This is a genomic window from Pseudomonas sp. Irchel 3F3, from assembly GCF_900187545.1.
In the GTDB taxonomy this organism is placed as follows: domain Bacteria; phylum Pseudomonadota; class Gammaproteobacteria; order Pseudomonadales; family Pseudomonadaceae; genus Aquipseudomonas; species Aquipseudomonas fortuita.
Map to the genome: position 1 here is coordinate 22445 of NZ_FYDS01000007.1, position 24248 is coordinate 46692.

Here is a 24248-nt window from a genome sequence, read left to right on the forward strand (position 1 = left end):
GCGTTGCGGCCCATCGCGAGCAAGCTCGCTCCTCCAAAGGCAACGCGTTCCCTTGTAGGAGCGAGCGTGCTCGCGATGGGGTTGCATGGCGCCCCCCTGATCTCACGACCACAAAAACAATTTAAGGACGTGACATGCAACAAGCTCAAGGTCTCAAGCGCGGGCTAAGTGCCCGCCACATCCGTTTCATGGCCCTCGGTTCCGCCATCGGTACCGGGCTGTTCTACGGATCGGCCTCGGCCATCCAGATGGCCGGCCCGGCCGTGCTGCTGGCCTACCTGATCGGCGGCGCCGCCGTGTTCATGGTCATGCGCGCCCTTGGCGAAATGGCTGTGCACAACCCGGTGGCCGGCTCCTTTGGCCACTACGCCAGCACCTACCTCGGCCCCATGGCCGGCTTTATCCTCGGCTGGACCTACGCTTTCGAGATGGTCATCGTCGCCATCGCCGACGTTACCGCCTTCGGTATCTACATGGGCTTCTGGTTCCCGGAGGTAGCCCGCTGGGTCTGGGTGCTGGGCATCGTCTTCGTCATCGGCGGCCTCAACCTGTGCAACGTCAAGGTCTTTGGCGAGATGGAATTCTGGCTGTCGCTGCTCAAGGTCGGCGCCATCGTCGCGATGATCCTGGCCGGCCTCGGCATCATGGCCTTCGGCTTCAGCCAGGTCGGTACCGGGCATGCCGTGGGGGTAAGCAACCTGTTCGACCACGGTGGCTTCATGCCCAATGGCGTGGGCGGGCTGATTGCCTCCTTTGCCGTGGTGATGTTCGCCTTTGGCGGTATCGAGATCATTGGTGTCACTGCCGGTGAGGCCAAGGACCCGCAGCGTGTTATCCCCAAGGCAATCAACGCCGTGCCGCTGCGCATCCTGCTGTTCTATGTGCTCACCCTGTTTGTGCTGATGTGCCTGTACCCGTGGCCGCAGATCGGCAGCGAAGGTAGCCCGTTCGTGCAGATCTTCAGCCACCTGGGGATTGGCTCTGCCGCCGCAGTGCTGAACGTGGTGGTGATTTCTGCCGCGATCTCTGCCATCAACAGTGACATCTTTGGCGCAGGCCGCATGATGTATGGCCTGGCCCAGCAAGGCCATGCGCCACGCAGCTTCGGCAAGCTGTCGAAACACGGCGTGCCGTGGATGACCGTGGTGGTGATGGGCGCTGCGCTGCTGATCGGCGTGTTGCTCAACTACCTGATCCCCGAGAACGTGTTCCTGCTGATCGCTTCGATCGCCACCTTCGCCACCGTCTGGGTGTGGCTGATGATCCTGCTCACCCAGGTGGCCATGCGCCGCAGCATGAGCCGTGAAGAAGTGGCCCAGCTCAAGTTCCCGGTACCCTTCTGGCCTTATGGCCCAGCCATGGCCATTGCGTTCATGGTGTTCATCTTTGGCGTGCTCGGCTACTTCCCGGATACCCAGGCGGCATTGATCGTCGGCGTGATATGGGTGGTGTTCCTGGTGGCCTCCTACCTGCTGTGGTGCAAGCCACGCGCAGGGCAGGGCCAGCCAGTAGCAGAGCCGGTCGAGCTGCACCGCTAGCAAAGGAGATTGTGCATGAGAACCCTTTGGCAGCATTGCCATGTGGCAACCATGGCCGAGGGCCGTTATTCGGCCATCGAAGACGCGGCCATCGTCACCAGCGCCGGCCTGATCGAATGGATCGGCCCACGCGCCGAGCTGGCACCGGTTGACGCTGACCGCACGGTGGACCTGGGCGGCGCCTGGGTTACACCGGGGCTGATCGACTGCCACACCCACGCGGTGTTCGGTGGCAACCGCAGCGGCGAGTTCGAGCAGCGCCTGCAAGGCGTCAGCTACGCTGAAATCGCCGCGCAGGGCGGCGGTATCGCCAGCACCGTGCGGGCCACCCGTGCGGCCAGTGAGGACGAGTTGTTCGCCAGTGCCCGCCAGCGGGTGCAGGCGCTGATGCGCGATGGCGTAACCACCCTCGAGGTCAAGTCCGGCTACGGCCTGGACCTGGCCAACGAGCGCAAGATGCTGCGCGTGGCCCGGCGCCTGGCAGACGAGCTGCCATTGGCGGTGCGCGCCACCTGCCTGGCTGCGCATGCCCTGCCGCCGGAGTATGCCGGCCGGGCCGACGACTACATCGCGCACATCTGTGACGAGATGCTGCCGGCCCTGGCCGCCGAAGGCCTGGTGGACGCGGTGGATGCCTTCTGCGAACACCTGGCGTTCTCCCCGGCCCAGGTCGAGCGGCTGTTCATCAAGGCCCGCGAACTGGGCCTGCCGGTCAAGCTGCACGCCGAACAGCTGTCGTCGCTGCATGGCTCCAGCCTGGCGGCCCGCTACCAGGCGCTGTCGGCCGACCACCTGGAGTTCATGACCGAGGAGGACGCCATTGCCATGGCTGCAGCCGGCACGGTCGCCGTGCTGCTGCCGGGCGCCTTCTATTTCCTGCGCGAAACCCAGTTGCCACCCATGGATGCACTGCGCCGCCACGGGGTGAAGATTGCCCTGGCCAGCGACCTCAACCCCGGTACTTCGCCAGGGCTGTCGCTGCGGCTGATGTTGAACATGGGCTGCACCTGTTTCCGCATGACCCCGGAAGAAGCTTTGGCCGGCGTCACTGTGCATGCCGCCACGGCGTTGGGCCTGGGGGACAGCCACGGCTCGCTGGAAGTGGGCAAGGTAGCCGACTTCGTCGCCTGGCAAATCGAACGCCCCGCCGACCTGGCCTACTGGCTGGGTGGCGACCTGCCCAAGCGCGTGGTGCGCAAGGGCCACGAAATCTCCAACTGAGCGAGGCACGATGGACAAGGTTCTGAGTTTTCACCAAGGCCGCTTGCCGCTGTTGATCAGCATGCCGCACGCCGGCCTGAAACTGACTCCCGCCGTGGGCGAGGGGCTGGTCGATGCGGCGCGCAGCTTGCCTGACACCGACTGGCACATCCCGCGTCTGTACGATTTTGCCTGGGAACTGGGTGCGAGCGTGGTGGCGGCGGAGTATTCGCGCTTTGTAATCGACCTGAACCGGCCTGAAGATGACCAACCGCTGTATGTCGGCGCGACCACCGGGCTGTACCCGGCCACGCTGTTCGACGGCGAGCCGTTGTTCAAGGAGGGCAAGGCACCCTCGGCAGCCGAGCGCGCGAGCTATCTGGAACGTATCTGGCGGCCGTACCACGACACCCTTCATGAAGAGCTGCTGCGCCTGCGTGATCAGTTCGGTTATGCACTGCTATGGGACGCCCACTCGATCCGCTCCCAGATCCCGCACCTGTTCGAGGGCAAGTTGCCGGACTTCAACCTCGGTACGTTCAATGGCGCCAGTTGCGATGCGCGACTGGCAGAGCAACTGCAAGGCGTTTGCGCCGAGGCGGTGGATTACAGCCATGTGCTGAACGGGCGCTTCAAGGGCGGCTACATCACCCGTCATTACGGCCAGCCATGCGACGGCATCCACGCCGTGCAGCTGGAGCTGGCGCAAAGCACCTATATGCAAGAGCGCGAGCCGTTCGCCTATTGCGAACAGCTTGCGCACCAAACCCAGGGTGTGCTGCGCAAACTGCTCGAAACCATGCTGGCATGGAAGCCGGCCGCTTAGGGCCTTGAACCAGGTCACTCGCTCGAGGAACGAGGCCTGCGATCAGGGTCGGCCCAGGCGGTGAGTTCGCGGATCAAGTGTAATTCGCGAGCCTGCCGTCTTCTTTCCAGTGCGTTGAACTCATCCGCCAGGGTGTCCAGTGACCGTTCTGGATAACGATCCTGCAATTCGATCACCTGGCCTCGGTAGCTGTCTTCGATTTGCGCGAAACGCTCCGGGTAGGCCTCGCGCAAATGCTGGACCCACACTTCATTGGCGGAGGCAAAGCGCAGGAAGTCCTCCCCGAGCTCGCCGCGCTGAACCTGCACCTCGGCATCGATCAATTCGTCGATACTGGGGTTGATCGCATAGCGCAGCCTGTCGACAGGCAGGCCTAGCTGCAGGGGCGCATTCAGTTCACGCAGGTAAGTCAGGCGCACTTCGGCTATATCCCGGTCCCCGGCTTCGCGGGTCGCCAGTTCATCCACCGCATGCACGCGGTACAGCCGGCGCACTTCACGGTAGAGGTTGGCCTGGTTGTCCGCGCCTTCGAACTGCAGGTACTCACTGGCGATGTAGAACTCGATGTTCTTGAATGTCAGCAGTGCACCGTCGTGACAGGTTCGGCTGCCATTTTCCTGCGTCAGGGCTTCACTGGCCTGGATGTTGAACAGTGCCCGCTCGTCCGGGTTGAGCAACGCCCTGACCAGCACCTGTCGCACCCGCTTGCAGAACGCCACGCGGGTTTCGTTATTCTGGTAGGTGGAGGTGTTTTTCAACCGGCCTATCAGGGCAAGCAGGTCCTGGGCGTCGCCCGACGCCTGAAGTTGCTCCCAAATGTCGCGCAGGGCTTCGTTTTCAGGCTCCGAGGCCTGGAGCCAGTCCGTGAGCACGGGGGCGTCGTCGATGACCTGTCCGCCAAAGTTGCGGAAAAATTCGTCAAGCAAGTCTTGGTCCCATTCGTCTGGGGCATCGTACCTCAGGGTGAAGCTGCCTTCGCTCTCCGATATCCCTCGTGCGCGGTGAACCGCTTGCTCCGACAATGGATTGCCGCCCAGGTCGATCGTGCTGACGAGCACGTTGTTGTGAAGGTTTTCCTGAATGTGCTGTGGCAGCTCCCTGATATGGTTATGGCGTAGGTCCAGCACCTCCAGGGGCAACAGACGATCCACCCAGGCGGGCCACTGCTCGAGGTCCGCCCGGGAAAGATCAAGGCGTCGCAGCGACCCCAGCGCAGGTGGCGCACTGACGATCGTGCCCAAGCGGTTGTTGCTGAGGTCCAGCACTTCGAGTCTTTGCAGGGGTGCCAAGGCATCCATGAAACGCTGATCGATCTCCAGCCCGACATTGTTCAAGGACAGAGAATGAAGTTCAGAGGACCGCTGCAGTGCCATCGGCAGGTCTTGTTGAGCCCGGACGAAATTATCTGCAGTCAAGCGGACCAAGTGCGGGAATCGACCAAGCAGGTCTTGCAACTGTGCTGTGGTGCCGCTGACATTGTTCAGGTAGAGGGTATGTACGCGTTCGTTGAGGAATGTGGGCAGACGAGTCGGGAACAGCTCCAGTGCAATGCCTGACAGGTACAGCGCGGGGCTGTACTGACGCGTCTCCTGAGCAATCCAGAACTGATTCAAGGCATTCTCGATGCGCATTCTGCCCGCCAATACAGCCTGGCTGACCACTGTGGTGGAGGAGGAAGCGTTGACATAGTTGTCCAGAAGGTCGTGCAACTGTTGACGCATCTGCAGGTGCTGGTCAAGGAGCTCACGAAAATCGGCTGGCTGGTCCCACTCGAAACGTGTCTGAAATTCGTCTCGGCGGAGCATCACGGTCAGCATGTCGTCATAGCTGATCGGGTTGCCTTGCAGAAAGAGCTGGGGATGTCGGGTAATACCGACAATGTGTTGCAGCAGGAAATGGGGCAGTAAGGTGATCCGGTTGTTGCGCAGGGAGATTTCGCGGATTTCGTGGGCAACGTGCCAGCCAAGCCCGTTGGGCCAATGCTCCAGCTGCATGTTATCGAGGCCGAGATGAGTCAGCTCCAGGCGGTTGAAATCGGGCGGCGAGTCGTCGGAAAAGCGATTTCCGCTGAGGTCCAGGCGGCGCAGCTCGCCCAAGGCCGTAAGGCTGTCGATATCGGAGGTGGCAATTACCATATTCTGGTTGATCAGGCTCAGCGATTGCAGTGAGGGCAGATGCTCTGCGATCAGGGGCAAGCTGGACTGGAACGGCGAAGGAGGCGCCTCAGGCCGGTAGGCGCGGCTGATCTCCAGCGTTGTGAGATTGGCGAATTGCCGCAGCAGGCTGTTCAGGCGTGAGGTGTGTTCGCCTAAGCCTTCAAAGCGCTCGGGCTGGGTCTCGAGCAATTGCAGCTCACGTACGCCTGCGGTGAAGAACGTCGGTAACTCAAGGGGGAAATCCAACAGGGACAGGCGCTGCAGCCGTAACGGATTGCCCGGATCGGGGCTTGCTGCGAAGGCTCGATCATACCAGTGCTGCAAAATGCTACCTGCCAACTGCTCGAATTCGTTCGCACTCTGGTGGGTCAGCGCTTCGCCCCTCTGCCGCCAGTTGTCAAGGCTCGACTGCAACTGGTGGCGTTGCTCCAGGAGCGTGTCGAGCAGGTCGTTGATCGCACTGCGGTCCAGGTTACGGCTTTCCAGCGTTGCCAGCGTCTGTTCGGCGGGGTGGGGCAGGGGGAGGTACAGGCCGATCTGCCTGATTCTGTTGAGCAGTGTATGCCGTGAAAAACTGGTGGCGCGCGGGCGGGCTCCGCCCAGCGGGTAGCCGAGACGGCCATCGGCCAGGCGCATGGGCGAACGGAATTCAGGCTTTATCGGCTGCATGCCCAATACCTGCCTCAGTGCTGGGCGTGGCAGCCACTGGGCGTGTACCACCAATGCCTTGAGTGCCGCCTCATCGTCGATCCCCAGCGCCGTGCGCTGTGCTTCGCTGAGGGCTTCGAACAGGGCGCCATACAAGGTGGCATGGGCATTCAAGGGGGCATCGGGTGTTTCGCTGTGCATCAGCAAGTAGCCAGCCCGGGCACTGATGATCGTCGGATTCTGCGCCGCATCAACGGGACCGATCCGGGCGCTCTGGTTGGGCGAGTGCATGCGCTGTTCCAGGGTGATGCCGGTATCCGCCGGCCAGTCGGGCAATCGCGCAAGGGTATGCAGGACCAGGCAATCGGTGTCCCAGTTGCGCAACTGCTCAAGGTACAACCCTTCGTAAGCACGGTTGAGCCTGAGCTGTTGCTGGAGCAGGCGAACTTCGTCGGCCAGGCGCCTGGGGACCTTGCCATCGCCCAGGTCGGCCAGTTCGCTGGCGGTAGCATTGTGTAGCAGCTCTTCGATGACCGGGGAAGGGAGCTGCCGATAGCGGGTGCGCAGCAGCTCTGCCCCCGGCGCCTGGCTGGCAGGAAGGCGCTGGTACTGCTGGTAAAAGTCGCGTTGAATCTGACCGGGTAATGCCTGGGCGTTCGCCTGCTCAATGGCCCGGTACAATTTGAAGCGGGTGAAGGTATCTTCCAGCTGTCCAGGCAGGCGCTGGCTGTCGCACAGCACCTTGCGCAGCACATCCTCGCTGATGCCGCTGACCCGCAAGATGCGCTGCGCGGTGTCGTCGTCAAACCCTTCGTTGGCTGTTCCGGAGCGACGCAACAATTGCTGTTCCTGCCATTGTTCGGGACGTTCCAATGGGTGCAGCCAGATGTCGGCGCCGTTGTGACGCAGTGGTGGCTGGTAGGCATTCGCCCGGGTTGGGTGTTCGATGCGGTATCCATCGCCCTGGGGTGAGCGCCTGACCGCGTAGGTCTGGCCGTCCAGCTTCAGCCAGGTTCTACCTTGGTGATGATGCAGGCCCAGCTCGTCTGGTCCGAGTGTGTCGGGTATGTCGATGGGCTGGGCATAGGGCGCCAAGTCGGGTTTCCAGAGCTTGATCTGGCCCTCGGGGAGTTCTACATCGTCGAGCTCTTCGATGAAAGAAGGGGTCTCAACGGGCATTGGCTCTGGTAACACCGTTGGCTCGCCCGGCCCGCCAGCAGCGGCCCTCACGCCGCCCTCGGCCGCTTTGATGGCCAGGCTGAATGCGGCCATCTGCGCAACGTTTTGCACCACGTCCAGCAGGTACTGGTAAGCCTGCTGCTTATCGTCGTGGGCCCAGCTTTCGATGCCTTCATAAACCTCGTACGCCAGTTGCAGTGCGCAGATCCCCAGCATGACCTCGCCGATCGCAGGCACGAAGAACCCGGCAATGTTGAGCGTGGTCAGTGCTTTTTGCAGCAGGTGCTCGCGGTGACTTACCGCACTGATGGTATCCATGAGCGTTGTGGGCAGGGCATGGAAGGCGACGTCTTCTTCATGGCGAAACACCTTTTCCGTCACCAGCCCCTGTAACAGGGAGCCACTGAGCTGGCGTGCCTGCAACAACACCTTGGCATGTGGGTCTGCGGTGCGCTCATGGGCGCCCGTTACCGTCAGCGTCAACGGCATCAGTCGGTCGAGCAGCCGGACCCTCAGGTGGGCCTTGTCTCGTTCTTTCATGCAGTGGTCGAGGTAATGAATGTCGCCAAGCAGGCGATCGCGCAGCCATTGCTCGCATTCTGTCTGCGACGCAAATTCCTTGAGCGGTGTTTCAGGATCGTCCGGAATGTAAAGCGCCACTGATGGGTGCCCGTCCGTTGCCTGGTAATCGAACAGGCGCAGTCGGGTCAGCTGCACATCCCACAGCGAAAGTGCACTGAACGTCAGGCTGGAGGACTGCACTGGAACATCCAGGGGCAGCGCCAGAGCGGTTTCATAGAGAGCCTGGCTGATGTCATTCTGCAGCCGGGCGAGGTGCAGGCTTTGCGTGAAAGTGCAGCGTTCGAGCTCGGCGAGCTTGTCGAAGGTTGCCGGGTTGCTCGCGCCGGTCTTGATGTCGCTGTAGTAGATTGCCTGCAACTTTGCCTGGTACTGGCCACCGATATCCAGCTCGCGGCACAGACGGGCGAAGCGTTCGGGTGCGATGTCGAGGGAATTGGGGATGGGCACTGTGCCCATGAAACCTTTGTGGTCAAGGATCACCGATTTCTTCAGAAGGGCATTATCGTTGTCCATGCCACCGGGCTCTGCTGCGCTGGCCTCGAAGTTGTGCAGCGCACTTTCCAGCAATGTATGGGTGGCATGTTTGTAAGCTTCCAGCGCTTGTCCGGGTTGCTTGTCGAGGTGACGGACGTCCAGCAGATAGTTGTTGCAGACGTCTACCTCAAACCCGAAGGTTTGCTTGATGGCTGTGCTCAATTGTTCGCTGGCGAATGCTTCCAGGTTCGGCAAGGCACGATACAGCGCCTGCACCTCGGCCATGGCCGCCTGCAGCCGCGCATGCTCGCTTGTCAGCGCGCTGGCGATGGCCGGTTGGGTCTGACATGCCTGCTCCAGTGCAGTTGCACGGGTGCTCATGACCTGCTTCATGAGGGTGTGGGTCGATGGCGCCGCGGTTTTCAACCAGTTGGGGGTTTTACCTGCGATCAGCGCATACGGGAGGCGGGTGTCTTGTTCCATGGTCATATGAACCTGTGTGCAGTGAAAGGCTCAGCGACTATGGCTACATGGCCAGGGAGAATGTGGTAGATATTCGTACGGTGGTCCTCGAACTTTCATGTTCGAGGGTACGAGAACATGCTCAAAGCGCAATTCAGGTTTATGATGCCCAACGGCAGTCAATATCCTCACACGGAGTGCGCAATGCAGACCCTCTACCCGCAGATCAAACCCTACGCCCGGCACGATCTGGCCGTGGAAGCGCCGCATGTGCTGTATGTCGACGAAAGTGGCTCGCCCGAAGGTCTGCCCGTGGTGTTCATCCATGGAGGCCCGGGTGCTGGCTGCGACGCCCAGAGCCGCTGCTACTTTGACCCCAACCTGTACCGCATCATCACCTTCGACCAGCGTGGCTGTGGTCGCTCCACGCCCCATGCGAGCCTGGAAAACAACACCACCTGGCACCTGGTCGAGGACTTGGAGCGCATTCGCGAGCACCTTGGCATCGACAAATGGGTGCTGTTTGGCGGCTCGTGGGGCTCGACCCTGGCCCTGGCCTACGCCCAGACCCATCCCGAGCGTGTCCATGGGCTGATCCTGCGTGGCATCTTCCTGTGCCGGCCGCAGGAGATCGAGTGGTTCTACCAGGAGGGTGCGAGCCGCTTGTTCCCCGACTACTGGCAAGACTACATCGCACCGATTCCGCCGGAAGAGCGTGGGGACCTGGTCAAGGCCTTCCACAAGCGCCTGACCGGCAATGACCAGATTGCCCAGATGCACGCTGCCAAGGCCTGGTCAACCTGGGAGGGCCGTACCGCCACCCTGCGCCCGAACCCGCTGGTGGTCGACCGCTTCTCCGAGCCGCAGCGGGCGCTGTCGATTGCGCGTATCGAGTGCCACTACTTCATGAACAACGCCTTCCTCGAACCGGACCAGCTGATCCGCGACCTGCCGAAGATCGCCCATCTGCCAGCGGTGATCGTGCACGGTCGCTATGACGTGATCTGCCCGCTGGATAACGCCTGGGCCCTGCACCAGGCCTGGCCGAACAGCGAACTCAAGGTCATTCGTGACGCTGGCCACGCTGCGTCCGAGCCGGGCATCACCGATGCGCTGGTGCGTGCCGCCGACCAGATGGCCCGCCGCCTGCTTGACCTGCCCCTGGAAGAAGCATGAGGGGCTTGCTGCAGCGCGTGCGCGGTGCGCGGGTTGAAGTGGCGGGGGAGGTGGTCGGCGCCATCGACCAGGGTTTGCTGGTGCTGGTGGCAGTCGAGCCTGAAGATTCCCGCGAGCAGGCCGACAAACTGTTGCACAAGCTGCTGAACTACCGTGTGTTCAGCGATGAGCAGGGCAAGATGAACCTGTCGTTGAAGGACGTCGGGGGTGATTTGCTGCTGGTGTCGCAGTTCACCTTGGCCGCAGACACCCGCAACGGCATGCGCCCGAGCTTCTCGACGGCAGCGCCGCCGGCCCTCGGAGCTGAATTGTTCGACTATCTTTTGCAGCGAGCGAAGAGCCAGCATGCCAACGTGGCGAGCGGGCAGTTCGGTGCGGACATGCAGGTGCATCTGGTCAATGATGGCCCCGTAACATTTATGTTACAAATATGAGGTCAAAAACCCTTTGTTTATAAGAAAACAAGGGGTTTTGTACGATAAATAGTTGGTTCAGCCTGATGCGTTGTCACGCGACCTGCTGGATAATCGCGCGCTGCATGGACCTGCGTTCGCAGGTTCGTTTCACTCTGACTCGAGCATTGTCTGGATCCGTTTGGGGAATCATTACGCCCTCACGGGGTCCGAACAGTGCTCGCCAACCCGGCATTTGTCGCTGGCCGTTGGTTTCATGATCTGTTTTCGGCGAGGGTTGCTCGTGATTGTTAGTCCCCAAAAAGCATCAAGAATCCCCGGCATCCGGCTACGCAAGGCCCTGATGGCCAGTGTGGCACTGGTCGGCCTGATGAGCGCGGGCCAGCTGTGGGCATTCAATCTTGACGATGTTGCAGCCAAGGCAAAGGATCTGGCCGGCCAGAAGTACGACGTACCCAAAAGCAACCTGCCGGCGGTGTTCCGCGACATGAAGTTCGCGGACTACCAGAAAATCCATTTCCTGCAGGAAAAGGCCGAGTGGGCCAAGGACAAGACCCCGTTCAAACTGTCGTTCTACCACCAGGGCATGCACTTCGACACCCCGGTGAAAATCAACGAAGTCACCGCTACCAAGGTCGAGGAAATCAAGTACGACCCGAGCCGCTTCGAGTTCGGTGACGTGCCCCACGACCCGGAAACCACCAAGAACCTGGGTTACGCTGGTTTCCGCGTGCTGTACCCGATCAACAAGGCCGACAAGCAGGACGAGATCATGACCCTGCTTGGCGCCAGCTATTTCCGCGTGGTCGGCAAGGGCCATGTCTATGGCCTGTCGGCCCGTGGCCTGGCCATCGACACCGCGCTGCCGTCGGGCGAGGAATTCCCGCGCTTCACCGAGTTCTGGGTCGAGAAGCCCAAGCCGGCCGACAAGCATCTGGTGATCTACGCCCTGCTGGATTCGCCGCGCTCTACCGGCGCCTACAAGCTGACCCTGCGCCCGGGCAACGACACCGTGGTCGACGTGCAGTCCCGCGTGTTCCTGCGTGACCAGGTCAGCCGCCTGGGCATTGCCCCGCTGACCAGCATGTTCCTGTTCGGCCCCAACCAGCCGTCCAAGGTCCTCAACTACCGTCCGGCCCTGCACGACTCCGAAGGCCTGTCGATTCACGCCGGCAATGGCGAGTGGCTGTGGCGCCCGCTGAACAACCCTAAACACCTGGCCGTGAGCAACTTCAGCGTCGAGAACCCGCGTGGTTTCGGCCTGATGCAGCGCCAGCGCGCGTTCAGCGACTACGAAGACCTCGACGACAACTACCAGAAGCGCCCAAGCGCCTGGATCGAGCCGAAGGGCGACTGGGGCAAGGGCACCGTCGACCTGGTCGAAATTCCGACCGCCGACGAGACCAACGACAACATCGTAGCCTTCTGGAGCCCGGAGAAACTGCCGGAGCCAGGCAAGCCGTTCGAGTACGCTTACCGCCTGCACTGGACCATCGACGAGGCGAAGTTCCAGGCCCCTGAGCTGGGCTCGGTCAAGCAGACCCTGCGTTCCACCGGTGACGTGAAACAGTCCAACCTGATCCGCCAGCCAGACGGCAGCGTGGCCTTCCTGGTCGACTTCGCCGGGCCGGCCCTGGCCGCATTGCCGGAAGACACCGCGGTGCGCAGCCAGATCAGCGTTGGCGACAATGCCGAGGTGGTCGAGAACAATCTGCGCTATAACCCTGAGACCAAGGGCTGGCGCCTGACCCTGCGCCTGAAGATCAAGGAAGCTAACAAGTCGACCGAAATGCGTGCCGCGCTGGTGCGTGATGTGCCGGCCGAAACCGCCAAGCCTGCCCAGGACGCCAAGCAGGACAAGGCCGCAGCCAAGCATGCCAAGGCCGAGAAAGCCGTCAAGGCTGAGCAACCTGCCAAGGCCGAACAACCTGCCGCCGATGCGGCGCCCACCAACGGGACCCCGGCCACCACCGAGAAGGTGCTGACCGAGACCTGGAGCTATCAGTTGCCTGCCGATGAGTAACTCAAACGCAAGGCCAGTATCGCTTGGCGAGTACCTGGCTCACCTACCACTGAGTGACGAGCAACGGGCGGAACTCGCCAGCTGCACGTCGTTCAGTGAGCTGCACCAACGCTTGGCGGCCAACCCGGCCGCCAACGCTGCCGAGGCCGTGCAGGCCTCGGTGGGCCCGCGCCTGACCGTGGGCAGCGCCGCCGAGCTGGAAGAGGCCGAAATGCTCGGCGTCGACGGCAGCGGCCGCCTTTGCCTGAAGATCGCCCCGCCGATCAAACGCACCAAAGTTGTGCCCGAGCCTTGGCGCACCAACGTGCTGATCCGCATGTGGCGGCGCATGACCGGCCGCACCAACGCGCCGCAGCCGCCCAAGCGCGAGCTGCCGCCGGCACGCTGGCGCACGGTGGGCTCTATCCGCCGTTACATCCTGCTGACCCTGATGATCGGCCAGACCATCATCGCCGGTTGGTACATGAAGGGCATCCTGCCGTACCAGGGCTGGTCGTTCGTCGACCTTGACGAAGTCCTCAGCCAGCCGCTGTGGGATACCGTGGTGCAGGTGTGGCCGTATGCCTTGCAAACTTCCATCCTGATCCTCTTCGGTATCCTGTTCTGCTGGGTGTCGGCGGGCTTCTGGACCGCGCTGATGGGCTTCCTTGAGCTGCTTACCGGGCGCGACAAATACAAGATTTCGGGCAGCAGCGCCGGCAACGAGCCGATTGCACCCGAGGCGCGTACCGCACTGGTGATGCCGATCTGCAACGAAGACGTGCCTCGCGTGTTCGCCGGTCTGCGCGCAACGTTCGAGTCGGTGGCCGCCAGCGGCAACCTCGACCGCTTCGACTTCTTCGTGCTCAGCGACACCAACGACACCGACATTGCCGTGGCCGAACAACAAGCCTGGCTGGACGTGTGCCGCGAAACCAAAGGCTTCGGCCGCATCTTCTACCGCCGCCGTCGGCGCCGTGTGAAGCGCAAGAGCGGTAACCTGGACGACTTCTGCCGTCGCTGGGGGGGCGAGTACAAGTACATGGTCGTGCTGGACGCAGACAGCGTCATGAGCGGCGAGTGCCTGAGCAGCCTGGTGCGCCTGATGGAGGCCAACCCGGACGCCGGCATCATCCAGACCGGCCCTAGAGCCTCGGGCATGGACACCCTGTATGCACGCATGCAGCAGTTTGCCACCCGCGTGTACGGCCCGCTGTTCACCGCTGGCCTGCACTTCTGGCAGCTGGGCGAGTCGCACTACTGGGGCCACAACGCGATCATCCGCATGAAGCCGTTCATCGAGCACTGCGCCCTGGCGCCGTTGCCGGGCAAGGGGGCGTTTGCCGGTGCGATTCTCTCCCACGACTTTGTCGAAGCTGCGCTGATGCGCCGGGCCGGCTGGGGCGTATGGATCGCCTACGACCTGCCGGGCAGTTACGAAGAGCTGCCGCCCAACCTGCTCGACGAGCTCAAGCGCGACCGGCGCTGGTGCCACGGCAACCTGATGAACTTCCGCCTGTTCCTGGTCAAGGGCATGCACCCAGTGCACCGTGCGGTGTTCCTCACCGGGGTGATGTCGTACCTGTCGGCGCCGCTGTGGTTCCTGTTCCTGGTGCTGTCGACGGCGTTGCTGGCGACCAACACCCTGATGGAGCCGCAGTACTTCATCGAGCCGTACCAGCTCTACCCGCTATGGCCACAGTGGCACCCGGAGAAGGCCGTGGCGCTGTTCTCCACCACCATCGTGCTGCTGTTCCTGCCCAAGCTGCTCAGCATCATCCTGATCTGGGCCAAGGGCGCCGTCGAGTTTGGCGGGCGGATCAAGGTCACCCTGTCGATGCTGATGGAGATGCTGTTCTCCATGCTGCTGGCACCGGTGCGCATGATCTTCCACACCCGCTTCGTGCTGGCCGCGTTCCTCGGCTGGGCGGCGACCTGGAACTCGCCACAGCGTGACGACGACTCCACGCCGTGGAGCGAGGCTGTGCGTCGCCATGGTCCGCAAACCCTGCTGGGTATTGCCTGGGCCGCGTTGGTGGCGTGGTTGAACCCGAGCTTCCTGTGGTGGCTGGCGCCAATCGTTGGCTCGCTGGTGCTGTCGATCCCGGTTTCGGTGATTTCCAGCCGCACTCGCCTGGGCCTGGCGGCCAAGGACGAGAAGCTGTTCCTCATCCCGGAGGAATACGCCACCCCACAAGAGTTGCTGGCCACCGACCAGTACACCCACGAAAACCGCTGGCATGCCCTGCATGACGGCTTTGTGCGGGCTGTGGTCGACCCCCGGCAGAACGCCCTGGCCTGTGCCATGGCCACTGCCCGTCATGGCCAGGCGGCGCCGATCGAAGCGCTGCGTGCCGAGCGCGTGGCCAAGGCCATGGAAGTCGGGCCGAAAGGGCTGGACCTCAATACTCGCCTGGCCCTGCTCAGCGACCCGGTTGCGCTGGCCCGCCTGCACGAGCAGGTATGGGCAGAGCACAACGCGGCGTGGATCGATGTGTGGCGCGCGTCGATCAAAAATGACCCGCACTCGCCGTTGTTGCCGCTGCATCCGGAGAATGAAGGCCAACCGGCACTCGTCGGCGCCTGATCCGTCCATTCGCGGGGCAAGCCCGCCCCCACAGGGACCTCACAGTTGTTGAATGCTGTGCGGTCCCTGTGGGGGCGGGCTTGCCCCGCGAAGCTTTTAACAGCCCATGCATTCGATTTTGGCCAACAAAGTCCCCCCCGGCGCTAGGTCCCCGAGCCGCCATGCGTTAGCATCCCATTCCGATACGACGCCTCGGCCAGTACGGCCGTGCCAACACAATAAGATTCGCTACTTTTCTTGCTAGGGGACTTGGTGATGATCAAGCAATACCTTTCGCGACTGCTGGTCGGTGTAACCGCCCTGGTCGCTGTAACTGCGGCCCAGGCAGGCGCCATTGATGACGCGGTCAAGCGCGGTACCCTGAAGGTGGGCATGGACCCGACCTACATGCCGTTCCAGATGACCAACAAGCGTGGCGAGATCATCGGCTTCGAAGTCGACATTCTCAAGGCCATGGCCAAGTCCATGGGCGTCAAGTTCGAGGCAGTGTCCACCGCCTATGACGGCATCATCCCGGCCCTGTTGACCGACAAGTTCGACATGATCGGCAGCGGCATGACCCTGACCCAGGAACGCAACCTGCGCCTGAACTTCAGCGAACCCTTCATCGTGGTTGGCCAGACCCTGCTGATCCGCAAGGAGCTGGCGGGCGAGATCAAGTCGTACAAGGACCTGAACAACGAGAAGTACCGCCTGACGTCCAAGCTGGGCACCACCGGCGAAATGGTCTCCAAGAAGCTGATCGGCAAAGCCAAGTACCACGGCTACGACAACGAACAGGAAGCGGTCATGGACGTGGTCAACGGCAAGGCTGACGCCTTCGTCTATGACGCGCCGTACAACGTGGTCGCCGTGGAGAAGGCCGGTGCCGGCAAGCTGCTGTTCCTCGAAGAGCCCTTCACCTACGAGCCGCTGGCCTTCGGCCTGAAGAAAGGCGACTACGACAGCATCAACTTCATCAACAACTTCCTGCACCAGATCAAGCATGACGGGACCTACGATCGTATTCACGACAAGTGGTTCAAGAACAAGGACTGGCTGAAGGACATGGAATAAGGCCCAGGCCACAAGCCCGGCTTTGACCCCGACGCGCAGGCAAACCCTGCGCGTTCGCATTTACGGAAGTACCCCACGTGATCAAACACAAGAAAGCCCAGTGGCCCTGGCACGGGCTGACCGCCCTGGTGCTGGTCGGCCTGGCGATCAGCCTGTACATGGCCACCTCGATGATGTCCTACGAGTGGCGCTGGAACCGTGTACCCCAGTACTTCGCCTACAAGGCCGAGGACGTACAGCGCGCCGCCGGTAACGGCACCGTGCAGGACATCGTCATTGCCGGCGATAACGCTCGCGTCACACTGAAGGACGAGCAAGGTGACGAGCAGGTGCTCGACGTGGCCAAGGACAGCCTGCAACTGAGCCGCGGCGACGATGTTGCCGAAGGCGACCAGATCGGTGTCACCCGCCACTGGGCAGCCGGCCCGCTGGCCTGGGGCCTGTGGACCACATTGTGGCTGTCGGTGGTGTCTGGCGCCCTGGGCCTGGTCATCGGCCTGTTCGCTGGGCTGTGCCGGTTGTCCAGCAACCCGACCCTGCGCGACCTTTCAACCGTCTATGTCGAATTGGTGCGTGGCACGCCGCTGCTGGTGCAGATCTTCATTTTCTACTTCTTCATCGGCACCGTCCTCAACCTGTCCCGCGAGTTTGCCGGGGTGGCCGCGCTGGCACTGTTCACGGGCGCCTACGTGGCGGAAATCGTCCGTGCTGGCGTGCAGTCCATCACCAAGGGCCAGAACGAAGCCGCCCGCTCGCTGGGCCTGAACGCTGGCCAGTCAATGCGGCACGTGATCTTGCCGCAAGCCTTCAAACGCGTGCTGCCGCCGTTGGCTGGCCAGTTCATCAGCCTGGTCAAGGACACCTCGCTGGTCTCGGTGATTGCGATTACCGAACTGACCAAAAGCGGCCGCGAGGCCATCACCACCTCGTTCTCGACCTTCGAGATCTGGTTCTGCGTGGCAGGTCTGTACCTGCTGATCAACCTGCCGCTGTCGCACCTGGCCAGCCGGCTCGAGCGGAGGCTTGCGCAAAGTGATTGAAGTCCGTGACCTGCTGAAAGTGTTCGACACCCGTGGCCAAGTGGTCCGGGCTGTGGACAATGTCACCACCCAGGTCGCCAAGGGCGAAGTGGTGGTAGTGCTCGGCCCATCGGGCTCGGGCAAGTCGACCTTCCTGCGCTGCCTCAACGGCCTGGAGCATTTCGACGAAGGCCATGTGGCCATCGACGGCCTGCAGCTGGCCGACCCAAAGACCGACATCAACGCCTACCGCCGCGAAGTCGGCATGGTGTTCCAGCACTTCAACCTGTTCCCGCACATGACCGTGCTCGAAAACCTGTGCCTGGCGCAGAAGGTGGTGCGCAAGCGCAACAAGGCCGAGCGTGAAGCCAAGGCCCGGGCGTTGCTGGAGAAGGTGGGTATTTCGCAGAAGGCCAACGAGTACCCATCGCGCCTGTCCGGCGGCCAGCAACAGCGGGTGGCAATTGCCCGCGCCCTGGCGATGGACCCGAAAGTGATGCTGTTTGACGAGCCGACCTCGGCGCTGGACCCGGAAATGGTCGGCGAGGTGCTGGACGTGATGAAGACCCTGGCCCAGGAAGGCATGACCATGGTCTGCGTCACCCACGAAATGGGGTTTGCCCGCGAAGTGGCGGACCGGGTGCTGTTCTTCGACCATGGCAAGCTGCTTGAAGATGCCGCGCCTGGGGCGTTCTTCGATGCGCCGAAGGATCCGCGCGCGCAGGCGTTCCTGCGCCAGGTGCTGTAACCGCACCGGCCTCTTCGCGGGACAAGCCCGCTTCCACAGGTGCCCGGCTGCTGTCAGGGTGCGTGATGCTTGTGGGAGCGGGCTTGTCCCGCGAATGGGCCGCAATGCGGCCCCGGCATTTCACAGGTTGAACCGCCCCACCATCCCCCGCAACTGCTGCCCCAGCTGCTCAAGCTCCCCGCTCGAAGCCGCCGTCTGTTCACTGGCCGCACTGGTCTGATCCGACACATCCCGCACATTGATCACGCTTCGGTTGATTTGCTCGGCCACCACGCTCTGTTCTTCGCTGGCCGTGGCAATCTGCTGGTTCATGCCCTGGATGCTCGACACTGTGTCGGTGATCTGGCTCAGCGCCTGCCCGGCCCTGCGGCTCAGCGCCACGCTCTGCTCGGTCAGGCGCTTGCTGCTGTCCAGCAAACGGGTCACGTCGTCCGTACCGTTGTGCAGGCTGTCGATCAGCTGGCCAATCTCCTCGGTCGCCGTCGAGGTACGCTGGGCCAAACCGCGTACTTCATCGGCCACCACGGCAAAGCCACGGCCGGCTTCGCCTGCACGGGCCGCCTCGATGGCGGCGTTCAGCGCCAGCAGGTTGGTCTGTTCGGACACCGACTTGATCACGTCAAGGATGCTGCCAATGCGCTGGCTTTCGCCCGCCAGGTGCTGCATGGCTGCCAGGCAATGATCCATCTGCCCGGCCAGTTGCTCGATACGGCCGATGGCTTCGGACACGACCTGGTCGCCCATCTGCGCCTGCTGGTCAGCGTTGGTCGCGGCCTGCGAGGCTTGTTCGGCATTCTGTGCCACTTCCTGCACGGTTGCGCTCATCTGGTTCATGGCGGTAGCCACCTGGTCGGTTTCCTCGCGCTGCTGGTTGATGCGCAGCTTGGTGTCCTCGCTGCTGGCCGCCAGCTGTGTAGCAGCCTGTGACAGCTGCCCGACCCCCTGGTCGATGCCGCCGATCAACTCGCGCAGGCTCAAGGTCATTTCGCGCATGCGGGTTTGCAGCTGGCCCATTTCATCACGGCGTTGCACTGCGTCAACCTGGCTCAGGTCACCCTTGGCGATACGTGCGGCTACGGCCAGCGTCTGGCGCAGCGGTTGGGTGATCTGCAAGGTGATCAGCCACGCAGCCAATACGCCCACCGCCAGTGCCAGCAGCGCCACACTGGTCAGCAGCGAGCGTGCGGCCAAGGCTTCGCTGTCACGTTGTTCGACCTTGCGTTTACCCAATTCGAGGCTGACCGCGCGCAGCTCATTGCCCATATTTTCCATATTGTTCTGCAGCTGCTCGACACGTATGGCGGCGTGGCGGTACTCGTCCAGGGCGGCGCGGTACTTGGCCAGCTCGACACCGGGCTGCTCGCTGACTGCGCGTGGCAAACCCAGCGGCGCAAGGCCGGCAAGCAGTTGCCCAAGGCTATTTTTGGCAGCATCCAGGGCGTTGTCGCCGACTTTTGCGAAATCCTCGACCGGAGTGAAGGTATAGGCTGGCACCAGGCTTTGCTGATTGGCCCCTTCGACCTGCCGGGTGAGGGTGTCCATCAGGCCCAGTACACCACTTTGCTGGCTGTCGGCTGGCATCCTCAGCAGGGCTTGGGTCTGCAGCTCGTCGATCGCATCATTAAGTGCCTGTTCCCGAGCCTGCATGGCTTCGCGCAGCGTGCTGCGGTTACCGGTGCTACGTTGCAATTCGCTGAAATCGCCGCGCAGGCGCTGTAACAGCGCCTGCTTTTCGGTCAGCAACTGTCTTGATTCATCGACGTTGCTGCGTTTTTGCAGGGTGGTCAGCATGTTGTTGAGTTGTTCGAGGATGCTGCTGATGCGCGCTTTGCTGGTGTCGTCGTTGAGCACGCGGTAGGTGATGCGTTCTGCCCGCAGGTCTTTGGTCAGGTCGTTGATCAGGCCTATTTCGCTGAGTTGCTGTGAGCGCACGATGGCGTCATCCAGGGCGCGCCACCCGCTGATGGTGGTGGCCAGTGTGAGCAGCAGCACTACGGCGAAGCCGAGGGCCAGCTTGGCAGCGACACTGATATTGCCAAGCTTGCGGTTGAGGTAGGCGAACATAGAGCGTCTCCGAGCGAATGAGAGGGAGGATGCAGGCGCATTGCTGGCATCACATCTCTGCCAATCGGCAGGGGAGCTGTAGGACTTGACCTGATAATCAGGTAGGAATAAGCACTGGCGACTGTAGGAAGAATCGCCCTGCGGCGCAGCCTCTACGGAGGCTGCCAGGCGTCGCAAAAAGGGCCGCAAAGCGGCCCCGGCAATAGGTGCGGCGAAGCTGAAATGGCGGGGTCAGAGTTTGAACCGCCCCACCAACCCCTGCAGGTGGGTCCCCAGCCGCGCCAGCTCCACACTGGAACTGGCCGTCTCTTCACTTGCCGCCGAGGTCTGGTCGGATATATCCCGCACATTCATCACGCTGCGGTTGATCTCCTCGGCAACGGCGGTCTGTTCCTCTGCAGCAGTTGCAATCTGCTGGTTCATCGCCTGGATCGACGACACCGTGCGGGTGATGGTTTCCAGAGAGGTACCGGCACGGCGGGTCAGCTCGACGCTGCTGTCGGTCAGCTGGCGGCTGTTGTCCATCACGCTGGCCACCCGTTGTGTGCCGCTTTGCAGGCCGGCGATAAGCTCTTCGATCTCTTCAGTCGACTGCTGGGTGCGCTGGGCCAGGCTGCGCACCTCGTCGGCGACCACGGCAAAACCACGCCCGGCCTCCCCAGCGCGGGCGGCTTCGATCGCGGCGTTCAGGGCCAGCAGGTTGGTTTGCTGGGCCACCGACTTGATCACGTCGAGCACACTGCCGATCTTGTCGCTTTCAGTCTTGAGCTGGTTCATCGCTTCGCTGGAGTTGATCACTTCACCCGCCAGCCGCTCTATCTGCGCCACGGCCTCGCCCACCACGCGGTCGCCTTCGCGGGCCTGCTGGTCGGCCATCAAGGCAGCTTCCGAGGCCTGTTCGGCATTGCGTGCCACTTCGTGCACGGTGGCCGTCATCTGGTTCATGGCGGTCGCAACCTGGTCGGTTTCGACCTTCTGGTTGTTGACCCCGGCGCTGGTCTGCTCAGTCACCGCCGACAGCTCCTCTGCGGCACTGGCGATCTGAGTGACACCGTCACCGATGCCGCCGATCAGTTCGCGCAGGCCTTGGGTCATGCGCTGCATGCTCGCTTGCAACTGGCCCAGTTCGTCGCGGCGGTTTACCTGCAGGTTCTGGGTCAAGTCGCCACTGGCGACCCGCTCCGCGGCGCGCAGGGTCTGGCGCAGGGGAATGATGATCTGCCGGGTAATAGCCCATGCCGCCAGCAGGCCGAGGGCCAAGGCCAACCCGGTGGCCACGGCGAGCAAGGTCTTGGCCTGGGTGGCCCCGGCGTCCCGCACGGCGGTCTGCGAGGTGGTCATCGCCTGGCTGGTCTGCAGCAGCAACGTACCTTGCTCGGCCATGTGCTGCAGGGCCTGCTCGCTGGCAGCCTGGGCATTGCCGAACTGGGTGACCGCATCACGGTAGCCGCCCATGGCGGTGGCGGCATCGTCGAGACCGGCGGCATGTTCGGCCGGCACTTTGGCTGGCAATGCACGCAGCTCGGCCAGGGCCTGGTCGATGGCCTTCAGCGCCGTTTGCTGGAAGTCGGTATTGCCGCTGTAGGTGTAGCCACGCACCTGGAAGCGCGCTTGTTGCAGCAGGGCGCTGACGTCTACCGCGTGCTGGTACTGGCTGATATCGCCAGCTTGCAGGAGGCCGCGCTGGACGCGCCCGATCAGCTCTGCCGCCTTGTCGGCGCTGTCGCCGAGCACGCTACGGCTGGCCTCGCGGCGCTGGCCCGCCTGCTTCAGCTCGTTGAACGCCTGCTGGTAGATGCGCACCGCCTCGCGCTGCTGCTCCAGGCGCTGGCGGTCGGCGGGGTGTTCGATCTGACCGAGCATCAGCTGCACCTGGCGGTCGAGGTTGGCCAGTGCTTTCTCCAGCTCGGCCACCGATGCGTCATCACTGCGGCGCTCGTAATGCTGGCGGGCGATGCGCAGTTCCTGGGTGTACTGCTGGATGACCGAGATGTTACCCAGCTTGTCGCCGCGGTCGATGATGCTGTCCATGCCGTGCCAGCCGGCCAGGGTAATAGCCAGGGTCAACAGCAGCACCAGGCCGAAACCCAGCCCCAGTTTGCGATTCACGCTCACATTGCCCAGCGATTGGGCTAACCATTGATACATGTACGACTCCCCGGCGGCTTGGCAGCACAAATAGTTGTTGTGTTGCCAAGGCCATCGGCCCGGGGGAGGGAAACTTGATGGCCAAAAAAGTGGCGTTTGCGTCAGAAAATACGCGAAAGCAGCGCAGTCACGGCGGTCTCTACCCGCAGGATGCGATCACCCAGTTGCACCGGTGCCAGGCCAGCCTTGCCCAGCAGCTCGATTTCGTAGGGTATCCAGCCGCCCTCGGGGCCGATGGCCAGGGTTACGGGTTGTTCCACGGCACGCGGGCAGGCAGGGTAGGGGCCGGGGTGACCGACCAGGCCCAGGGTGCCCGCGGCGATGGCGGGCAGCCGATCTTCGACGAAAGGCTTGAACCGTTTCTCGATGATCACCTCGGGCAGCACCGTGTCACGCGCCTGTTCCAGGCCGAGGATCAGGTTTTCGCGAATGCTCTCGGGCTGCAGGAAAGGTGTTTGCCAGAAGCTTTTCTCGACCTTGTAGCTGTTCACCAGAATCAGCCGTGATACGCCGAGGGTCGCCACGGTCTGGAACAGCCGTCGCAGCATTTTTGGCCGCGGCACTGCCAGTACCAAGGTCAACGGCAGCTTGGCCGGTGGCTGCTGGTCGAAGGTCACTTCAAGTTCGGCTTCGTGCTTTTCCAGGCGCAGTACCGTGGCTTGGCCCATCAGGCCGTTGAGCCGGCCCACCCGCAGGTGGTCGCCCACCGCCACGCGGTGGATCTGCTGCATGTGGGTGAAGCGCCGGTCGGCGAGAACGACGCGGTCGGCCGAGACGAAGTCGGCCTCTTCGAGGAGCAACAGGTTCACGGTTGGGTCGCTGGTGGCTGGTCGTTGTGGTCGTTGGCTGCTTCGTCGTGGGCGCTACGCTTGCGGATCAGGCTGCCACATAGCACGCCGACCTCGAACAATAGCCACATAGGTACGGCCAGCAGGGTCTGGGAGAAAATGTCCGGCGGGGTGAGGATCATGCCGACCACGAAGCAGCCGATGATCACGTAAGGGCGGATCTTCTTCAGGTACTTCACGTCGACCACGCCTATCCACACCAGCAACACCACCGCCACCGGGATTTCGAAGGCAACGCCAAAGGCGAAGAACAGCGTCATCACGAAGTCGAGGTAGTTGGCGATGTCGGTCATCATTGCCACGCCTGCCGGGGTGGCGGCGGCAAAGAACTTGAACATCAGCGGGAACACGAGGAAATAGGCAAAGGCCATACCGGCGTAGAACAACAGAATGCTCGACACCAGCAGCGGAATGGCAATGCGTTTTTCATGGCGGTACAGGCCTGGCGCGATAAAGCCCCAGATCTGCTGGAGGATGAACGGAATGGCCAGGAACAGCGACACGATCATGGTCAGCTTGAACGGCGTAAGGAACGGCGAGGCCACGTCGGTGGCGATCATCGTCGCGTTGGCCGGCAAATGGTCGCGCAGCGGCGCCGAGACCAAGGTGTAAATTTGCTGGGCGAAGGAAAACAGCCCGGCAAAGATCAGGAAAATGACGGCAACGCAGCGCAGCAGGCGGGTGCGCAGTTCGGTCAGGTGCGAGACCAGCGGCATCGGCTGGTCGTGTTCCGGATTCTCGCTCATGGGGCTCGCGGCGGTTGAGGCGGTTCAGAGGGTACGGCCGGGGCAGCAGGTGCTTCGACCGGCCTGGCTTCGAGCCCGGCAGGTGGCTGCACGCTGGCCGTGGTTACCGGCGGCTGCGCGGGTGGCGTCATCGGGTTGAGGATGCGCTTGGCTTCCTCTTCCATCTGCAGGATGTGCTCGTTGTGCAGCTGGCGGCGGATGTCGTCGGCGCCAATTTCGCGCTCCACTTCCATCTTGATGCTGTTGAAGCTGCGTTTGAGCCGGCCAATCCACAGGCCTGCCGTGCGCGCGGCTCCGGGCAGGCGCTCGGGGCCGAGCACCAGCAGCGCGACCAGACCTACGAGTAGCAGCTCGCTGAAACTGATGCCGAACATGG

At 62.6% G+C, this 24248-nt stretch carries 16 protein-coding genes and 2 pseudogenes; 10 read left to right on the plus strand and 8 right to left on the minus strand.

The window, feature by feature from the left end; translation table 11 throughout:
- Window positions 1-134 precede the first annotated feature (134 nt).
- The 3 genes from CKW35_RS16245 to hutG are packed head-to-tail and all read left to right on the plus strand — an operon-like array spanning window position 135 to window position 3564.
- Complete coding sequence (locus CKW35_RS16245) at window positions 135-1538, plus strand: amino acid permease (RefSeq protein WP_016489580.1); 1404 nt, start codon at window positions 135-137, stop codon at window positions 1536-1538.
- 15 nt (window positions 1539-1553) lie between these two features.
- On the plus strand, window positions 1554-2759 hold the full coding sequence (hutI, locus tag CKW35_RS16250) for an imidazolonepropionase (protein WP_023048800.1): 1206 nt from the start codon (window positions 1554-1556) through the stop codon (window positions 2757-2759).
- A gap of 10 nt (window positions 2760-2769) precedes the next feature.
- A complete protein-coding gene (gene hutG, locus CKW35_RS16255; RefSeq protein WP_095116396.1) occupies window positions 2770-3564 on the plus strand; it encodes an N-formylglutamate deformylase in 795 nt (264 codons plus the stop codon).
- Between the two features lie 14 nt (window positions 3565-3578).
- On the opposite strand, the gene CKW35_RS16260 is transcribed toward hutG, so the two are convergent.
- Entirely contained in the window at window positions 3579-9086 is a 5508-nt protein-coding gene (locus CKW35_RS16260) for a dermonecrotic toxin domain-containing protein (RefSeq protein WP_159971679.1), read from the minus strand.
- Between the two features lie 183 nt (window positions 9087-9269).
- Between CKW35_RS16260 and pip the strand changes: the two genes are divergently transcribed.
- The 7 genes from pip to CKW35_RS16295 all read left to right on the plus strand — a co-directional run bounded on the left by pip (window position 9270) and on the right by CKW35_RS16295 (window position 18066).
- Window positions 9270-10241, plus strand: a complete 972-nt coding sequence (gene pip / locus CKW35_RS16265; RefSeq protein ID WP_016489576.1) for a prolyl aminopeptidase — start codon at window positions 9270-9272, stop codon at window positions 10239-10241.
- The gene (gene dtd / locus CKW35_RS16270) at window positions 10238-10675 is read left to right on the plus strand and encodes a D-aminoacyl-tRNA deacylase (protein ID WP_016489575.1); all 438 of its coding nucleotides are present in this window, start codon (window positions 10238-10240) and stop codon (window positions 10673-10675) included. The genes pip and dtd overlap by 4 nt, the downstream gene beginning before the upstream one ends.
- Before the next feature lie 262 nt (window positions 10676-10937).
- Window positions 10938-12677, plus strand: a complete 1740-nt coding sequence (locus CKW35_RS16275; protein WP_033734161.1) for a glucan biosynthesis protein G — start codon at window positions 10938-10940, stop codon at window positions 12675-12677.
- Window positions 12670-15243 carry a glucans biosynthesis glucosyltransferase MdoH gene (gene mdoH, locus CKW35_RS16280; RefSeq protein WP_060516893.1) on the plus strand — a complete coding sequence of 858 codons (2574 nt, stop codon included), beginning with the start codon at window positions 12670-12672 and terminating at the stop codon, window positions 15241-15243. The genes CKW35_RS16275 and mdoH overlap by 8 nt, the downstream gene beginning before the upstream one ends.
- Window positions 15244-15501: 258 nt before the next feature.
- Entirely contained in the window at window positions 15502-16299 is a 798-nt protein-coding gene (locus CKW35_RS16285) for a transporter substrate-binding domain-containing protein (protein WP_024717349.1), read from the plus strand.
- 77 nt (window positions 16300-16376) lie between these two features.
- Complete coding sequence (locus CKW35_RS16290) at window positions 16377-17339, plus strand: amino acid ABC transporter permease (protein ID WP_095116400.1); 963 nt, start codon at window positions 16377-16379, stop codon at window positions 17337-17339.
- Window positions 17332-18066 (plus strand): amino acid ABC transporter ATP-binding protein, encoded by a 735-nt coding sequence (locus tag CKW35_RS16295; protein ID WP_024717350.1) that lies wholly within the window; start codon window positions 17332-17334, stop codon window positions 18064-18066. Before CKW35_RS16290 ends, CKW35_RS16295 begins: the two co-directional genes overlap by 8 nt.
- Before the next feature lie 120 nt (window positions 18067-18186).
- Here the strand turns inward: CKW35_RS16295 and CKW35_RS28880 are convergent, their stop codons facing one another.
- From CKW35_RS28880 to tatB, 7 genes and pseudogenes are all read right to left on the minus strand, one after another.
- Window positions 18187-19059: a methyl-accepting chemotaxis protein gene (locus tag CKW35_RS28880; RefSeq protein WP_371855227.1), complete on the minus strand. Its 873-nt coding sequence runs from the start codon at window positions 19057-19059 to the stop codon at window positions 18187-18189.
- Window positions 19042-20130 (minus strand): annotated as a pseudogene (locus CKW35_RS28885) (methyl-accepting chemotaxis protein); the annotation flags it as partial. The pseudogene CKW35_RS28885 and the gene CKW35_RS28880, both read right to left, overlap by 18 nt.
- A gap of 231 nt (window positions 20131-20361) precedes the next feature.
- Window positions 20362-21234 (minus strand): methyl-accepting chemotaxis protein, encoded by an 873-nt coding sequence (locus CKW35_RS28890; protein ID WP_371855228.1) that lies wholly within the window; start codon window positions 21232-21234, stop codon window positions 20362-20364.
- A pseudogene (locus tag CKW35_RS28895) lies at window positions 21217-22278 on the minus strand (methyl-accepting chemotaxis protein); the annotation flags it as partial. The pseudogene CKW35_RS28895 and the gene CKW35_RS28890, both read right to left, overlap by 18 nt.
- Window positions 22279-22379: 101 nt before the next feature.
- Window positions 22380-23087, minus strand: a complete 708-nt coding sequence (locus CKW35_RS16310; RefSeq protein WP_095116403.1) for a 16S rRNA (uracil(1498)-N(3))-methyltransferase — start codon at window positions 23085-23087, stop codon at window positions 22380-22382.
- The gene (gene tatC / locus CKW35_RS16315) at window positions 23084-23872 is read right to left on the minus strand and encodes a twin-arginine translocase subunit TatC (RefSeq protein WP_023047997.1); all 789 of its coding nucleotides are present in this window, start codon (window positions 23870-23872) and stop codon (window positions 23084-23086) included. The genes CKW35_RS16310 and tatC overlap by 4 nt, the downstream gene beginning before the upstream one ends.
- The gene (tatB, locus tag CKW35_RS16320; RefSeq protein ID WP_016489565.1) at window positions 23869-24246 is read right to left on the minus strand and encodes a Sec-independent protein translocase protein TatB; all 378 of its coding nucleotides are present in this window, start codon (window positions 24244-24246) and stop codon (window positions 23869-23871) included. Before tatB ends, tatC begins: the two co-directional genes overlap by 4 nt.
- Between the last annotated feature and the right edge of the window lie 2 nt (window positions 24247-24248).

Excerpts from the sequence above, each read along its gene's own strand:
- CKW35_RS16245 (WP_016489580.1), top strand. The coding sequence starts at position 135 with ATGCAACAAGCTCAAGGTCTCAAGCGCGGGCTAAGTGCCCGCCACATC.
- hutI (WP_023048800.1), top strand. The coding sequence starts at position 1,554 with ATGAGAACCCTTTGGCAGCATTGCCATGTGGCAACCATGGCCGAGGGC.
- hutG (WP_095116396.1), top strand. The coding sequence starts at position 2,770 with ATGGACAAGGTTCTGAGTTTTCACCAAGGCCGCTTGCCGCTGTTGATC.
- CKW35_RS16260 (WP_159971679.1), bottom strand. The coding sequence starts at position 9,086 with ATGGAACAAGACACCCGCCTCCCGTATGCGCTGATCGCAGGTAAAACC.
- pip (WP_016489576.1), top strand. The coding sequence starts at position 9,270 with ATGCAGACCCTCTACCCGCAGATCAAACCCTACGCCCGGCACGATCTG.
- dtd (WP_016489575.1), top strand. The coding sequence starts at position 10,238 with ATGAGGGGCTTGCTGCAGCGCGTGCGCGGTGCGCGGGTTGAAGTGGCG.
- mdoH (WP_060516893.1), top strand. The coding sequence starts at position 12,670 with ATGAGTAACTCAAACGCAAGGCCAGTATCGCTTGGCGAGTACCTGGCT.
- CKW35_RS28880 (WP_371855227.1), bottom strand. The coding sequence starts at position 19,059 with ATGCGCGAAATGACCTTGAGCCTGCGCGAGTTGATCGGCGGCATCGAC.
- CKW35_RS28890 (WP_371855228.1), bottom strand. The coding sequence starts at position 21,234 with ATGCAGCGCATGACCCAAGGCCTGCGCGAACTGATCGGCGGCATCGGT.
- tatC (WP_023047997.1), bottom strand. The coding sequence starts at position 23,872 with ATGAGCGAGAATCCGGAACACGACCAGCCGATGCCGCTGGTCTCGCAC.
- tatB (WP_016489565.1), bottom strand. The coding sequence starts at position 24,246 with ATGTTCGGCATCAGTTTCAGCGAGCTGCTACTCGTAGGTCTGGTCGCG.